Annotated in this window: 14 protein-coding genes and 2 pseudogenes; 14 read left to right on the top strand and 2 right to left on the bottom strand. The window is 67.6% G+C overall.

The features are described 5' to 3' along the window. The first annotated feature begins 22 nt into the window (after positions 1–22). The 9 genes from PUW82_RS00920 to PUW82_RS00880 all read left to right on the top strand — a co-directional run bounded on the left by PUW82_RS00920 (position 23) and on the right by PUW82_RS00880 (position 7078). The gene (locus PUW82_RS00920) at positions 23–277 is read left to right on the top strand and encodes a hypothetical protein (RefSeq protein ID WP_274179341.1); all 255 of its coding nucleotides are present in this window, start codon (positions 23–25) and stop codon (positions 275–277) included. Beyond that, on the top strand, positions 210–548 hold the full coding sequence (locus PUW82_RS00915) for a cytochrome c oxidase assembly protein (protein WP_274179340.1): 339 nt from the start codon (positions 210–212) through the stop codon (positions 546–548). The genes PUW82_RS00920 and PUW82_RS00915 overlap by 68 nt, the downstream gene beginning before the upstream one ends. A gap of 3 nt (positions 549–551) precedes the next feature. After that, the gene (gene lnt, locus PUW82_RS00910) at positions 552–2174 is read left to right on the top strand and encodes an apolipoprotein N-acyltransferase (RefSeq protein ID WP_274179339.1); all 1623 of its coding nucleotides are present in this window, start codon (positions 552–554) and stop codon (positions 2172–2174) included. Between the two features lie 91 nt (positions 2175–2265). Next, complete coding sequence (locus tag PUW82_RS00905) at positions 2266–2448, top strand: M23 family metallopeptidase (RefSeq protein ID WP_274179338.1); 183 nt, start codon at positions 2266–2268, stop codon at positions 2446–2448. An 80-nt stretch (positions 2449–2528) separates the two neighbouring features. Further along, a complete protein-coding gene (ccsB, locus tag PUW82_RS00900; RefSeq protein ID WP_228176922.1) occupies positions 2529–3539 on the top strand; it encodes a c-type cytochrome biogenesis protein CcsB in 1011 nt (336 codons plus the stop codon). A 123-nt stretch (positions 3540–3662) separates the two neighbouring features. Then, positions 3663–4022 (top strand): Cd(II)/Pb(II)-sensing metalloregulatory transcriptional regulator CmtR, encoded by a 360-nt coding sequence (gene cmtR / locus PUW82_RS00895; protein ID WP_114587692.1) that lies wholly within the window; start codon positions 3663–3665, stop codon positions 4020–4022. After that, complete coding sequence (locus PUW82_RS00890; RefSeq protein WP_114587691.1) at positions 4019–5938, top strand: heavy metal translocating P-type ATPase; 1920 nt, start codon at positions 4019–4021, stop codon at positions 5936–5938. The genes cmtR and PUW82_RS00890 overlap by 4 nt, the downstream gene beginning before the upstream one ends. Positions 5939–5999: 61 nt before the next feature. Further along, positions 6000–6473, top strand: coding sequence for a signal peptidase II (locus tag PUW82_RS00885; protein WP_228176924.1), 474 nt, complete (start codon positions 6000–6002; stop codon positions 6471–6473). After that, entirely contained in the window at positions 6470–7078 is a 609-nt protein-coding gene (locus PUW82_RS00880) for a cadmium resistance transporter (protein WP_210006387.1), read from the top strand. Before PUW82_RS00885 ends, PUW82_RS00880 begins: the two co-directional genes overlap by 4 nt. Before the next feature lie 196 nt (positions 7079–7274). Here PUW82_RS00880 and PUW82_RS00875 read toward each other — a convergent pair. Together PUW82_RS00875 and PUW82_RS00870 are read right to left on the bottom strand one after the other, a co-directional pair. Next, a pseudogene (locus PUW82_RS00875) lies at positions 7275–7717 on the bottom strand (cation diffusion facilitator family transporter); the annotation flags it as partial. After that, positions 7714–8032: pseudogene (locus tag PUW82_RS00870) on the bottom strand (ArsR/SmtB family transcription factor). The pseudogenes PUW82_RS00870 and PUW82_RS00875, both read right to left, overlap by 4 nt. Before the next feature lie 133 nt (positions 8033–8165). Here PUW82_RS00870 and PUW82_RS00865 point away from each other — a divergent pair. From PUW82_RS00865 to PUW82_RS00845, 5 genes are read left to right on the top strand one after another with little or no spacing between them, the layout of a single operon-like run. Beyond that, the gene (locus PUW82_RS00865) at positions 8166–8447 is read left to right on the top strand and encodes a metal-sensitive transcriptional regulator (protein WP_114587688.1); all 282 of its coding nucleotides are present in this window, start codon (positions 8166–8168) and stop codon (positions 8445–8447) included. Between the two features lie 30 nt (positions 8448–8477). After that, complete coding sequence (locus PUW82_RS00860; RefSeq protein WP_210007723.1) at positions 8478–8801, top strand: heavy-metal-associated domain-containing protein; 324 nt, start codon at positions 8478–8480, stop codon at positions 8799–8801. Next, positions 8798–11062 carry a heavy metal translocating P-type ATPase gene (locus PUW82_RS00855; protein WP_274179337.1) on the top strand — a complete coding sequence of 755 codons (2265 nt, stop codon included), beginning with the start codon at positions 8798–8800 and terminating at the stop codon, positions 11060–11062. Before PUW82_RS00860 ends, PUW82_RS00855 begins: the two co-directional genes overlap by 4 nt. A 41-nt stretch (positions 11063–11103) precedes the next feature. After that, the gene (locus PUW82_RS00850) at positions 11104–13242 is read left to right on the top strand and encodes a heavy metal translocating P-type ATPase (protein WP_274179336.1); all 2139 of its coding nucleotides are present in this window, start codon (positions 11104–11106) and stop codon (positions 13240–13242) included. Positions 13243–13276: 34 nt separating this feature from the next. Then, entirely contained in the window at positions 13277–13708 is a 432-nt protein-coding gene (locus PUW82_RS00845; protein WP_274179335.1) for a DUF6153 family protein, read from the top strand. Positions 13709–13713 lie beyond the last annotated feature (5 nt).

Genomic DNA, 13713 nt, shown 5'->3' with positions numbered 1-13713 from the left:
GCTCTGGTATTGCGTGGCGCGCATGTCGTGGCTGGCGGTGTCGATATACCTGCTGGCGTTCTACGGCCTCTACGTGGCGGACTTCGCCGACCCGATCCTGCACATGGTTACTGGGCACACCCTCCTCGGCGAGGTCGGGTTCCTGGTCGCTGGGATGCGGTTCACCATCCCGATCCTGTTCTCGGACCGGCTGCCGGTGCGGATGAGCCATGGCGACCGCGCCTTGGATGTGTGTTCGCCGAAGCCGCCCTGCACGCCTTCTTCGGCGTCTTCCTGATGATGGCCACCCCACCCTCATCGACGGGTTCGCCGGCCCGACGAGCGCGCTGGGCATCGACCCGATCGAAGACCAGCGCCTCGCCGGCGGGTTGGCCTGGTCGTACGGCGAGGCCCCCACCTTGCTGATGCTCATCTTTGGCATGCATCGCTGGTTCCGCGCCGACACCGCCCAGGCGGTCGCCACCGACCGTCGCGCCGACGCGCACGGCGATCCTGAGCTTGACGCCTACAACGACTACCTCACCCGCCTCCACCAGAAAGACAGCTAACCGATGCGCACGCCCTTGCCGACACCTGCCCCGGCCGTCGCGCCGGAGCAGGAGACGCCGCCGCGCCGCCCCGTTGCGGCATGGTCGCTGCCGGTGTGGGCGGCGGTGCTGGCATCCGCGGCAGCCGGCCTGCTGCTGGATCTCGCCTCCGCACCGGTGGGGTGGTGGCCGTTGGCGTTCGTGAGTGTCACGGTCGCCCTGGTGGCTCTGATCGGCCGCAGCTTCGGCGGGGCGTTGCTGATTGGCACTGTCTTCGGCGCCGTGTTCTACACGATCCATCTGGTGTGGGTGGGGGAGTTCCTCGGCCCGGTGCCGTGGCTTGCCCTCGCCGGGCTGGAAGCGGTCCTGTTCGGCGGGGGCGCGGTGCCGATCGCGCTCGCCTACCGGTGGATCGCCCGCTATCCGGCCCGCGGCCTCGTGCAGATGCTCGTGGTACCGCCGCTGATCGCGGTTCTGTGGACGGCCCGGGAGGTGGTGATGGGTGCGTGGCCGTACTCCGGGTTCCCGTGGGCGCGCCTCGGAATGACCCAGGTGGGTGGGCCGCTCGCGGAGGTCGCGTCGTGGACGAGTGTGACCGGACTGTCCCTGCTGATCGTCGTGGTGTGCGCCTCAGTGGTGCAGTGGATCCGCGCCGGCGCCATCCGGTTCATGCTCGGGTTGCACCCTGCCGTGAGCGTCGCTGTTCTCCTGGTCGTGACACCGCAGTTCCCCACCGCGCCGGCCGGGGAGTTCCGCGTGGGATGGGTGCAGGGCAACGGCCCCACCGGGTACTTCGACGACAAGGCGCCTGGCGACGTCCTGGCCGCGCAGACCGCCGCCACTGTGCCGCTGTACGGGCAGCCGATGGATTTGCTGGCCTGGCCGGAGGGCGGCGTCGACGGCGACCCGCTCAGTGATCTCGCCGCCGCCAAGGCGTTGGACCGGGTCGTGCGCTCGGCCGAGGCCCCGCTGCTGATGAACGCCGCCACCACCCGCGGCGACGATGTCTTCAACACGTCCCTGCTGTGGACTGCGGATCCCACGGACCGGCAGTGGCACGACAAGGTCAACCCGGTCCCGTTCGGGGAGTACGTGCCCGACCGGTGGTTCTACGAGCTGATCGTCCCCGACCTGGTGGGACTCATCCAACGTGAGTACACCCCGGGCACCAACCCACCCATCGTGCAGGTTGGGGATGTCAGGGTGGGGTTGGCGATCTGCTTCGACGTGATCTACGACGCCGTGATCTGGGAGGCCGCCCGCGCCGGCGCGGAGATCCTCGTGTTCCAGACCAACAACGCCGACTTCCGTGGCACCGACGAGAACCTGCAGCAGCTCGCGTTCGCCCGGATGCGCGCCATCGAAACCGGCCGCGCCGTCGTCAACGTCTCAACGGTGGGCACCAGTCAGGTCATCACCCCGGACGGCACCACCGTCGACAGCATCGGTGTCGACACCGCTGGCGCGTCGATCAGCACCGTTCCGCTGCGCACCGGACTCACCCCCGCGGTGATCCTCGGGCCCTGGCTCACCGCTCTCATCGTCCTCGCTGCCGCCGGCGCTCTCCCCGCGGCGTGGTTCTCCCACCGTGCCCGCACGCGTGCGGACGGCACAGATCGTCCGACTTACCCGGGGAGTCAGCCATGAACACGCCACGGGTGAGGCCTGCCGGAGGTCGACTTGCCGGGTCGCTGCGAACGCTGGCGACGGGCAGTGATCCCACACTGCCTGGTGCTGGATGGCGGAGGAGTGCGGGACCGGTAGCCGGCAGGTTGCCGCCGGGCAGACCGTCACGGCCGGGCAGCTGGTCGGACTCGTTGGCAACACGGGACGCTCCACCGCGAACCATCTGCACTTCGAGGTTTACCTCGACAGAACCGCCGTGGACACGCCGCGTTTGCTGGAAGCAAACGCGGGCTGACCTATGCGCAGCACGGATCTACCGCACCACCCCGCTTGCGGGCACCCCCTGACCGATACGACGAAGAGGACGACTCTGTCATGACTGGACCCGACCCGCTGTCCCTCGACGGCATCTCACTGCTTGTGGTGTGGACGGCGATCGCCACCTATCTGCTTGCGTTCATCGCGTACACCATCGACCTCGCCGGGCGCTCCGTCCCCGCCAGCGTCCCACAGCGGGAGCCGGCCCTGGTCGGCGCTGCCGCACGAGCGGACCGGTCGACACAGAGCAGGCAGAGTGGGCCGGTGGACAGCGTTCGCACGCCGCCCGCGAATCGGCAACGGCTGTTGTGGGCGCGGATCGGGACGTCACTGACGGTCCTCGCGTTCCTGTTCCACCTGGCCGGCACAGTTCTGCGCGGGATCGCTGCTGGGCGGGTGCCGTGGGCGAACATGTACGAGTTCGCGCTGACGGGTACCCTCCTAATCGTCGCCGTATACCTGCTGGTTCTGCGCCGTTACGACCTCCGCTTCCTGGGAGCGTTCCTCATCGGCATGATCGTATTGCTGCTGGGTGGGGCGACCATTGCGTTCTACGTTGAGGTCGTCCCGCTGATGGACCCGCTCAAGAGCATCTGGCTGGTCATCCACGTCTTCGTCGCCTCGCTCGCCACTGCCCTGTTCGCGATCGCCTGCGGCCTCGCAGTCACCCAGCTCATGCAAACCCGCCGGGAACGGCGGGCCGACACCACCTCAGCTCGAAATGGCGGCCCGCGGTTCCTGGCGACGCTGCCCACCGCAGACGCGCTCGAGTCCCTCGCGTACCGATTCGTGATCGTTGGGTTTGTGTTTTGGACCTTCACGCTGATCGCCGGCGCCATCTGGGCCAACGACTCCTGGGGACGCTATTGGGGGTTCGACACCAAGGAAGTGTGGACTTTTGTGATCTGGGTGCTGTACGCGGGGTACATTCACGCCCGCGCAACGAGAGGCTGGCGCGGCACCCGCTCCGCCTGGCTGTGCATCACCGGGTTCGCCACTGTGCTGTTCAATTTCACCGTCGTCAACATGTTCTTCAAAGGACTTCACGCATACTCCGGCCTTAGCTGACCATACCCAGCCATTCAGCCGACCGGCTCCAGTAAGGCGGATCCGATGCTGCTTCAACAGTCGACGATCGCCTGCCCGATTGTCCAGCTTGATTAGTTCATTGTGCAGTGTATTATTCATCGCATGCTGACTCATGCTGATCGACTCGACGTGATGAACCGGCTGGGGCGCGCCATGGCTGACCCGACCCGCTCTCGCATCCTTCTGACTCTCCTAGACGGACCGAACTACCCGGCGGTGTTGTCTCGCGAGCTGGGACTGACCCGCTCAAACGTGTCGAACCATCTGACGTGTCTGCGGGGGTGCGGGATCGTGGTTGCCGAGCCAGAGGGCCGGCAGACCCGCTACGAGGTCGCAGACCCGCACCTTGCCCGCGCCCTGACGGCGCTGGTGGATGTGACGCTAGCGGTCGACGAGAGCGTGCCGTGCATGGACCCGGACTGCGGGGTCGAGGGTTGCGTGGCGGGGAAGGTTCGGGCATGAGCGCGGTCACGGGTTCGCAAGTCGAGCACGTCGACCTCGACGACGACGATGATGACGATGACCGGCCGTGGTACCGGAGCCCGAGCGTTCTGATTCCGATCGCCTCCGGCGTCGCGTTCGCCGCCGGCCTGGTCTGCGAGTGGACCGGCGCGGAGACCGCGGGCCTGGTGTCGTTCTGGATCGGTCTGCTGCTGGGCGCGTACACGTTTGTGCCGGGCGCGCTGCGTAAGCTGTTCACCAAGGGCAAGCTAGGCATCGGCCTGCTGATGACAATCAGCGCCACTGGCGCCGTGATCCTCGGCTATGTCGAGGAGGCCGCCGCGCTGGCGTTCTTGTACTCCATCGCGGAGGCGTTGGAAGACAAGGCGATGGACCGCGCCCGCGCAGGATTGCGGGCACTGTTGAAGCTGGTGCCCGACACCGCACGGGTCCAGCGCGGCGACGCCACGGTCGAGGTGGAGGCGAAGGAACTGCGCGTCGGTGACGTGCTCGTGGTCCGGCCGGGCGAGCGGATTGCCACGGACGGCATCGTGCGCGCCGGGCGGAGCAGCCTGGACACGTCGGCGATCACAGGCGAGTCGATCCCGGTCGAGGTCGAGCCCGGCACCGACGTGTCGGCCGGGTCGATCAACACCACCGGCGTCCTCGAAGTCGAGGCCACCGCCGCCGGCACCGACAACTCGCTCACCACGATCGTGGAGCTGGTCGAGCAGGCCCAGGCCGAGAAGGGCGACCGCGCCCGCCTGGCCGACCGGATCGCCCGACCCCTCGTGCCCGGGGTGATGATCCTCGCCGTGCTGGTCGGCGCGCTCGGGTCGCTGCTGAGCGGCGACCCCGAGCTGTGGATCACCCGCGCCCTGGTCGTGCTGGTCGCAGCCTCGCCATGTGCTCTGGCGATCGCCGTCCCGGTCACCGTCGTCTCTGCGATCGGCGCAGCCTCCAAGTTCGGCGTGGTCGTAAAGTCCGGGGCCGCTTTCGAGCGATTCGGTGGCATCCGCCACCTCGCCGTCGACAAGACCGGCACCCTGACTCGCAATGAGCCCACCGTGACCCGTGTCGTCACCACCGGCGCGACCAAGGATGACGTGCTGGCATGGGCAGCGAGCCTGGAAGGTCACAGCACACATCCCCTCGCCGCAGCGATAACCAACAACGCGGTTCCCGGCGCTCCGGCTGCTACCGACGTCCGCGAGACCGCGGGCCACGGCATCGTCGGCACCCTCGACGGTGCTCGTCTCGCGGTAGGGAGTCCACGCTGGCTGGACGCTGGCACGCTGGCCGACGAGGTGCAGGCGATGGAGTCCGAGGGCATGACCGTTGTGATCGTCCACCGCAACGACCAGCCCGCCGGAGCGATCGGAGTGCGGGACGAGCTGCGCCCCGAGGTTCCCGAAGTCATTGACACACTGAACCGGCGTGGGATCGGCGTGACGATGCTCACTGGCGACAACGCCCGCACCGCCGCCGCCCTCGCCGCACAGGCCGGCATCAGCGACGTACGTGCCGAACTACGCCCCGAGGATAAGGCCACCGCTGTCGCGGAACTGTCGAAGTCGCAGCCCACCGCCATGATCGGGGACGGTATCAACGACGCCCCCGCTCTCGCAGCCGCCGACCTAGGGATCGCGATGGGAGCCAAGGGCGCCGATGCCGCCATCGAGTCCGCCGACGTCGCATTCACCGGCCACGACCTGCGCCTCATTCCGCAGGCCCTCGCCCATGCCCGCCGCGGCCGCAATATCATCAACCAGAACGTCATACTGTCCATCGCGATCATCGCTGTCCTCCTACCGCTGGCGATCACCGGAATCCTCGGACTTGCGGCCGTGGTGCTCGTCCACGAAATCGCGGAAGTCATCGTCATCCTCAACGGCCTCCGCGCGGCGCGGCGCACGCACCATGACCGGGCCCGCTGACAGCCGTGCGCCCGGGAGGGCGGGTGCCGTATTGAGTGCCGCCGGCCCAATTGGTGCGCGCGTGCGACCCCGACTGTTTCTGCTCGCGTTCGCCGTTGCCGCCAGTGCCGTGCTGATCGACCAAGGCACCAAAGCACTCGCCCTCGCACGGCTCAGCGAACAAGCCCGCATCCCGCTCCTCGGAGACTTGCTCGGCCTACAACTCGCGTTCAACCCCGGCACCGTCATGTCCCTCGGATCCGGCTCAACCTGGCTGATCACCCTCATCGCGGCCGCAGCATCCGTGGGTCTGCTCCTTGCCGCCACACGCGCCCGCACCGCGGGGTGGGCCGTCGTGATCGGGCTAATCTGGGGCGGCGCGGTCGGTAACCTCCTAGATCGGCTGTTTGCTCCACCCGGATTCGGAGTGGGTCATGTCACAGACTTTCTCGCCTACGGCAACCTGTTCATCGGTAACCTCGCCGACGTCATCATCGGCATCGGCGTCGGATTCGGCCTCCTGCTATACCTCCGTCAGGGAAAGACCCGAGCATGATCTTCTCCTCCGTTCTGCAGGCGATCGGGCTGTTCCTCGCGACGAACATCGACGACATCATCGTGCTCTCTCTGTTCTTCGCCCGCGGCGCCGGGCAACGGGGAACTACAGTTCGGATCCTCGTTGGTCAGTATGTGGGATTCGCAGGTATTCTCGGCGCCGCCGTGCTCGTATCCCTCGGCGCTGGGGCGTTTCTGCCTCCAGAGGTGATTCCCTACTTCGGGCTCATTCCGCTAGGTCTAGGGCTGTGGGCGGCTTGGCAAGCCTGGCACCGCCGACACGACGACGATGACGATGACGATGAGAGCAAGATCGAAGGCAAGAAGGTCGCTGTCTGGGCCGTGGCTGGAGTCACCTTCGCTAACGGTGGGGACAACATCGGCGTCTACGTTCCCGTCTTCCTCAGCGTGGGGCCCGCTGCCGTCGTCGCATACTGCGTTGTGTTCCTCGTGTTCGTTGCAGTGCTGGTGGTCGTGGCCAAGTTCATTGCCACGCGACGTCCGATCGCGGAGATCCTGGAACGTTGGGAGCACATCTTGTTCCCTCTCGTTCTTATCGGGCTTGGCATCTTCATCCTGATCAGCGGGGGAGCATTCGGGCTCTGACACAACCGTCATGCAGGGCAATTTAGGCAGCTGCGCGTCTAGACGTCATGATTGTCGCCGCTCTGAGCTACTCGACGACGCCGAGCGATTGTTCCGCCGAACGCAATTGACAAGGCTGTCCTAGCTCACCCGTGATCGTTGTCGCGGCTATAGACCTCTTCCCGTCCGACGACCGCGCCGGCGATATGGCGTGTCGGGCCGTGGCCGATCCCAGCTCGCGACCGGCGCGACGCTCCGCGAGCGAGAGGAACGGCATGATGACGACGCTGAGGGCGGTGATGACGATACCGAGAGTGGAGTGCTTGACGTCCACTTGGTCGATGAGAGTGAGCACGGACGTGACGGTGACGTACGCGGCGAAGGCGAAAACGCGACCGCTATGACGCGGAGCGTGCCCTTTTCCCACCGCTCGGGGTCGCGACGGGTGAACTGCCAGGCGACCGCGGCTGCCGACAGAACCTCGATCGTCGAGTCCAGGCCGAACCCGATAAGCGCGGCCGAGGATGCGACCGTGCCGGCGGTGATCGCGACGACGGCCTCGATCAGGTTGTAGGCGATCGTCGCCGTGACAATCCACCGGATTCGGCGTTGCAGGACCTGTCGGCGGTTGTCAGCGAGGCGGGGAGCGGTGGTGGTCATGCGCAGGTGCAGCTCTCTCCGGCGCAGCAGCCGGGCTCGACGTAGAGGACAACGCGCAGCAGCTCGTCCAAGGCAGGGGCGAGGTGTGAGTCCGCGAGTCGATACCAGGTCCGTCGACCATCGGGCACAGGCCTCGACGAAGCCACAGCCGCGCAAGCACGCGAGCTGGTTCGACATGACCTGACGAGAGACGGCAAGGGCGTCGGCCAGGTCGGAGGGGTAGGCGGGTGCTTCGCGCAGCGCCAGGAGGACGCCCGCGCGCGTCGGGTCAGAGAGTGCGTGGCCGAGGCGGGCGAGCGCCGCGGTGTGCGTCACGGTGCGGTAGCGGTCGCGGTGGACATGACACCGAAATACAGAGAGCGCTGAATAAACAGAACGCTGTACGCCGGGTGCGAGGTGATTACCCCGTCCTGTTGCTATCAATACCCTAGGGGGGTATGGTATTTCTGTGAACGGATACGACGGCAACAAAGACGACCTGCAGAAGCGACTGCGTCGGGTCGAGGGTCAGGTGCGTGGGATCGCCCGAATGATCGACGAAGACAAGTACTGCATCGACATCCTCACGCAGGTGTCTGCCGCGACGAAGGCCCTGGAAACAGTGGCGCTGTCCCTGCTGGGCGACCACCTGAGCCACTGCGTCGCGGAAGCGAGCGCCGAAGGCGGCCAGGTAGCTGCGGAGAAGATCCGTGAGGCCAACGACGCCATCGCCCGACTCGTCCGTTCTTGATCACACCGAATCCCCTTGAAGGAGCACATCATGACTGACCGCATTGACCTCGTTCTGAAAGACACCAACGCCGGCTGCGCTTGCTGCACCACATCCGCAGCGACGGACGCTCCCGCGTCGACCTCCGCCGCCGTCACGAAAGACGTCCTGGTAGACGGGATGACGTGCTCGCACTGCGTGTCGAGCGTCACTGAGGAGCTGACCGCGATCGACGGTGTGGAGAACGTCACAGTTGACCTGAACGCCGGCGGTACGTCACGGGTCACCATTCACAGCGCCGCGCCGATCGACTCTGACGCCGTGAAAGCCGCGGTCGAGGAGGCCGGCTACGCCGTGGCAGGTAGCCCCGCATGAGCACGGTCGACGTCGAGCTCGATATCTCCGGGATGACGTGCGCTTCCTGTGCGACCCGGATCGAACGCAAGCTGAACAAGCTTCCCGGTGTGGAAGCGACGGTGAACTACGCCACCGAGAAAGCACGTGTTCGCGGGCACGATGTCGACCCCGCCACCCTCATCGCCACGGTCGAATCCGCCGGTTACCAAGCAGCCCTCCCCGCACCGCCGGCAACCGATGACCACGCCGAGGAGGCGCGCAGCTCGGAGGCCGACGAGGTAGGGGCGCTGCGGCGCCGGCTGCTGATTAGCACTGCACTGTCGTTGCCGGTGGCGGTGCTGTCGATGGTCCCGGCGTTGCAGTTCGAGTACTGGCAGTGGCTGGCGCTCACCCTCACCGCCCCGGTCGCGGTATGGGGGGCGTGGCCCTTTCACCGGGCCGCGGCGGTCAACGCCCGTCACGGCGCGGCGACCATGGACACTCTCATCAGCGTCGGCGTGATTGCCGCGTTCGGGTGGTCCCTGTACGCACTGTTCTTTGGCGAGGCAGGCATGCCCGGGATGACGATGACTTTCACCCTGATCGGCACCCCGCAGGCCGGCGGACATGAGATCTACCTGGAAGTCGCGGCGCTGGTCACCGTCTTCATCCTGGCGGGCCGCTATGCCGAAGCACACGCGAAGAAGTCATCGTCGGAGGCGCTGAGGGCGCTGCTGGAGATGGGCGCGAAGCATGCCACAAAGCTCGTCGACGGTGGGGAACGGTCGGTGCCGGTCGCGCAGCTCGCTGTCGGAGACACCGTGCTTGTCCGGCCGGGGGAGAAGGTTCCCTCTGACGGGCTGGTGATCGATGGTTCCTCCGCGATCGACGCCAGCATGCTCACCGGAGAGTCGGTGCCCGTCGAAGTGACCGCCGGTTCCCGTGTGGTCGGCGCGACGGTGAACGTGGGCGGTCGCCTCATCGTCGAAATCACCCGGATCGGGGCGGACACGGAGCTTGCCCGCATGCGACGGCTGATGGAGGAAGCCCAGACCGGCAAGGCCAAGGTGCAGCGCATCGCTGACCGCGTCTCTGCCGTCTTCGTCCCCATCGTCATCGGACTAGCCGTGGCTGCGTTCCTCGGCTGGACAATCGCCGGAGCCTCGCTCGAGCTGGCCTTCACCGCGGCGGTCGCCACCCTGATCATCGCGTGCCCGTGCGCCCTCGGTCTCGCCACCCCCACCGCATTGCTGGTCGGGACCGGCCGCGGCTCCCAGCTGGGCATCCTGATCCGCGGCCCGCAAGTGCTGGAGCAGACCCGCACAGTCGACACCATCGTGCTCGACAAGACCGGCACAGTCACCACCGGTCAGATGACCGTCACAAGCGTCCGCCCCGTCGCAGGTGTCACCCGGGACGAGCTGTTGCGCGTTGCGGCGGCGGTCGAGGCAGGATCCGAGCACCCGGTCGCCCGTGCCGTCGCTACTGCCGCCCCGGCGGTCGCGTACGCGGACAGCTTCGTGTCGCACGCCGGGTTCGGTGTCCAAGGGATCGTGGACGGGTCTGCCGTCGTTGCGGGCCGGGCGTCCTGGCTGGCCGAGCAGTGGGGCATCCACCCGCCGGCCGAAGCCGCCGCCGAGCTGAATGCTCTCGCGCGAACCGGTACCGCGATCGCGGTCGGTCGCGACGGGGAGTACCTCGGCGCAATCGGGGTGGCCGACACCGTGAAGCTGACCAGCGCCTCCGCGATCGCGCGCTTCCAGGCGCTCGGGTTGCGCCCGGTGCTGCTGACCGGCGACAACACCACCACCGCCGCACGGATCGCCGCTGAGGTCGGCATCCCCGACGTGCACGCCGAGGTCACTCCGGCCGGCAAGCTCGATGTGATCCGCCAGCTCCAGAACGACGGCCACGTGGTCGCGATGGTCGGTGACGGCGTCAACGACGCCGCAGCCCTCGCCGCCGCCGACCTCGGCCTGGCCATGGGCGGAGGCACGGACGCCGCGATCGCCGCCAGCGATATCACCATCGTCTCCGGCGACCTGACCGTCGTCGCCGACGCGATCCGCCTCGCCCGCCGCACCCTGAGCACCATCAAGGGAAACCTGTTCTGGGCGTTCGCGTACAACGTCGCCGCTATCCCGATCGCGATGGCCGGCCTGCTCAATCCTCTCGTCGCCGCGGCGGCGATGGCGTTGTCGTCGGTGTTCGTCGTGACCAACAGCCTCCGGCTGCGCCGGTTCCGACCCGACCCGTCATCTGCCCGTACGACCCCCGTTCCCGTGCCCCAACCGGCCTGACCCGTGCCGCCGTACCGGCGCACCCAGCGAAGGAGGCTCCGATGAGCCAGTACGACCACCACAACCACTCCGACCACCAAGGCCACGACGCTCCGGCGGTCACCGCCAGACACGACCACGCGGCGACGGGTCACCCACACAGCGACGACCGGGCACCCGCCGCCGGACACTCCGAGCACGGCCACGCCGACCACGGCGGGCACGCCGGACACGGCGATCACGTTGCCCGGTTCCGGCGCCTGTTCTGGATCATGTTGATCCTTGCTGTGCCGGTCGTGGGGTTCTCCACGATGTTCTCGATGCTGATCGGATACTCGCTGCCGGACGCGGCGTGGGTGGGATGGGTGTCCCCGATCCTCGGCACCGTCATGTATGTGTGGGGTGGTGCACCGTTCCTCACCGGTGCCGTCAGCGAGCTCCGCGCCCGCAAGCCCGGCATGATGCTCCTCGTCGCCCTCGCGATCACCGTTGCGTTCCTCGCCTCGTGGGGGGCAAGCATTGGGCTGCTGCACCACGAGCTGGACTTCTGGTGGGAGCTGGCGCTGCTGATCGTCATCATGCTCCTCGGGCACTGGATCGAGATGCGTTCCCTCGCCCAGACCACCTCCGCGCTGGACTCCCTCGCCGCGCTCCTGCCCGACGAGGCCGAGAAGGTCGAGGGGAACAGCACCGTCACCGTCGCCCCCGCCGAGCTGCAGGTTGGCGACGTTGTCGTTGTGCGCCCCGGTGGACGGGTGCCGGCGGATGGTCGGATCGTGCAGGGCTCGGCCAGCATGGACGAGTCGATGATCACCGGCGAATCCCGCCCGGTTCGCCGCAGCGACGGAGACCAGGTCATCGCCGGCACCGTCGCCACCGACTCCGGGGTGCGGGTAGAAATCACTGCGGTCGGGCAGGACACTGCTCTCGCCGGCATCCAGAAACTCGTCACCGAAGCGCAGAACTCCTCCTCACACGCGCAACGCCTCGCAGACCGTGCCGCCGGGTGGCTGTTCTGGTTCGCTCTGGGGGCGGCCGTGGTCACCGCGACGGTATGGACGTTGGTCGGGGTCCCCGACCAAGCCGTCATCCGCACCATCACCGTGCTCGTCATCGCCTGCCCGCACGCGCTGGGCCTGGCCATCCCGCTGGTGGTGTCCATCGCCACCGAGCGCGCCGCCCGCGGCGGCGTGCTCGTGAAAGACCGCCTCGCGCTGGAAAGCATGCGGACCGTTGACACGGTCCTGTTCGACAAGACCGGCACCCTCACCAAGGGCACCCCCGCCGTCACCGCGATCGACCCGGCCGCCGGTATCGACGCGGACGAGCTTCTCGCGTGGGCCGCCGCCGCCGAAGCAGACTCGGAACACCCCCTGGCTCGGGCGATCGTGAACGCCGCACAGGAGAAGCAACTCACCGTTCCCGCCACGAGCGACTTCGAGTCCTCACCGGCCGTCGGTGTCCGTGCGCGGGTGACCGGTCGCACCGTCCAAGTCGGTGGTCCGCACCTGCTGGAGCAGGAAGGCGCGGCCGAGCTGCCTGTCGCGGATGAGTGGCGCAAGGAGGGCGCGATCATCCTGCACGTTCTCGTCGACGGGCGTGTGGCGGGGGCGTTGCGCCTGGCGGACGAGATCCGTCCCGAGTCCCGCAACGCGGTCGACGCTCTGCATCAGCGGGGTGTGCAGGTCGTGATGATCACCGGAGACGCCGAAGCGGTCGCCGCCTCCGTCGCCACCGACCTCGGTATCGACCGGTTCTTCGCCGGGGTCCGCCCGGAGGACAAGGCGTCCAAGGTCAAGGAGCTTCAAAGCGAAGGTCGCAAGGTCGCCATGGTCGGTGACGGGGTCAACGACGCACCGGCCCTCGCGCAAGCCGACGTCGGCATCGCTATCGGCGCCGGCACCGACGTGGCGATCGCGTCCGCAGGGGTCATCCTTGCCAGCGACGACCCCCGCTCCGTCCTGTCGGTGATCGAGCTGTCCCGGGCCAGCTACCGCAAGATGAAGCAGAACCTGTGGTGGGCCGCCGGGTACAACCTCATCTCCGTCCCCCTGGCCGCAGGGGTGCTCGCCCCCATCGGGTTCGTCCTACCGATGTCTGTCGGCGCCATCCTGATGTCGCTGTCCACCATCGTCGTCGCCCTCAACGCTCAACTGCTGCGACGGCTGGACCTCAGCCCGGACACGGTTACCGGCCGCTGACAGGAGTGTCGTACCGTGGAAGGAGGGAGGTGACATGTCGCTGATCGCACTGACGGAACGGCTCCACGCCGGACGGTCGATGGCGCGCACCCTTCTGCTGCTCATCGCTCTGATCGGCGCGGTCATCGTCGGCCTGTTGGCCATGCACTCCCTCAACACCCACACCGCCGCCGACACCGGCCACCAAACCACCGTCGCCACCGCCAGTGCCACCGCGGATGATCATCATTCCGGTACCACCGCGACGGACGAAGGGTGCGCGGACTGCGGCTCAGGCCACTCCGACATGATGGCCATGGCGTGTGTGCTGGCGCTGCTGGCCACCGTGCTGCTGCTGGCCCGACTCCGCCCGAGCCCGGTGTGGTTGTCGGTCCTGCCACGCCCGCAGCCACTGAGCGCCTCGCTTCCCGGCAGGCCGAGCTTGCGGCCGCCTTCTCTCACCACTCTCTGCATCAGCCGTACGTGATGCGG

Source organism: Microbacterium thalli (assembly GCF_028737325.1).
Taxonomy (GTDB): Bacteria; Actinomycetota; Actinomycetes; order Actinomycetales; family Microbacteriaceae; genus Microbacterium; species Microbacterium thalli.
This window is presented reverse-complemented; position numbering and strand designations above follow the sequence as displayed.

Coding starts and splice junctions, on each gene's coding strand:
- PUW82_RS00890 (WP_114587691.1), top strand. CDS start 4,019: ATGAGCGCGGTCACGGGTTCGCAAGTCGAGCACGTCGACCTCGACGAC.
- PUW82_RS00860 (WP_210007723.1), top strand. CDS start 8,478: ATGACTGACCGCATTGACCTCGTTCTGAAAGACACCAACGCCGGCTGC.
- cmtR (WP_114587692.1), top strand. CDS start 3,663: ATGCTGACTCATGCTGATCGACTCGACGTGATGAACCGGCTGGGGCGC.
- ccsB (WP_228176922.1), top strand. CDS start 2,529: ATGACTGGACCCGACCCGCTGTCCCTCGACGGCATCTCACTGCTTGTG.
- PUW82_RS00880 (WP_210006387.1), top strand. CDS start 6,470: ATGATCTTCTCCTCCGTTCTGCAGGCGATCGGGCTGTTCCTCGCGACG.
- PUW82_RS00850 (WP_274179336.1), top strand. CDS start 11,104: ATGAGCCAGTACGACCACCACAACCACTCCGACCACCAAGGCCACGAC.
- PUW82_RS00920 (WP_274179341.1), top strand. CDS start 23: ATGTCGTGGCTGGCGGTGTCGATATACCTGCTGGCGTTCTACGGCCTC.
- PUW82_RS00915 (WP_274179340.1), top strand. CDS start 210: ATGGCGACCGCGCCTTGGATGTGTGTTCGCCGAAGCCGCCCTGCACGC.
- PUW82_RS00905 (WP_274179338.1), top strand. CDS start 2,266: ATGGCGGAGGAGTGCGGGACCGGTAGCCGGCAGGTTGCCGCCGGGCAG.
- PUW82_RS00855 (WP_274179337.1), top strand. CDS start 8,798: ATGAGCACGGTCGACGTCGAGCTCGATATCTCCGGGATGACGTGCGCT.
- lnt (WP_274179339.1), top strand. CDS start 552: ATGCGCACGCCCTTGCCGACACCTGCCCCGGCCGTCGCGCCGGAGCAG.
- PUW82_RS00845 (WP_274179335.1), top strand. CDS start 13,277: ATGTCGCTGATCGCACTGACGGAACGGCTCCACGCCGGACGGTCGATG.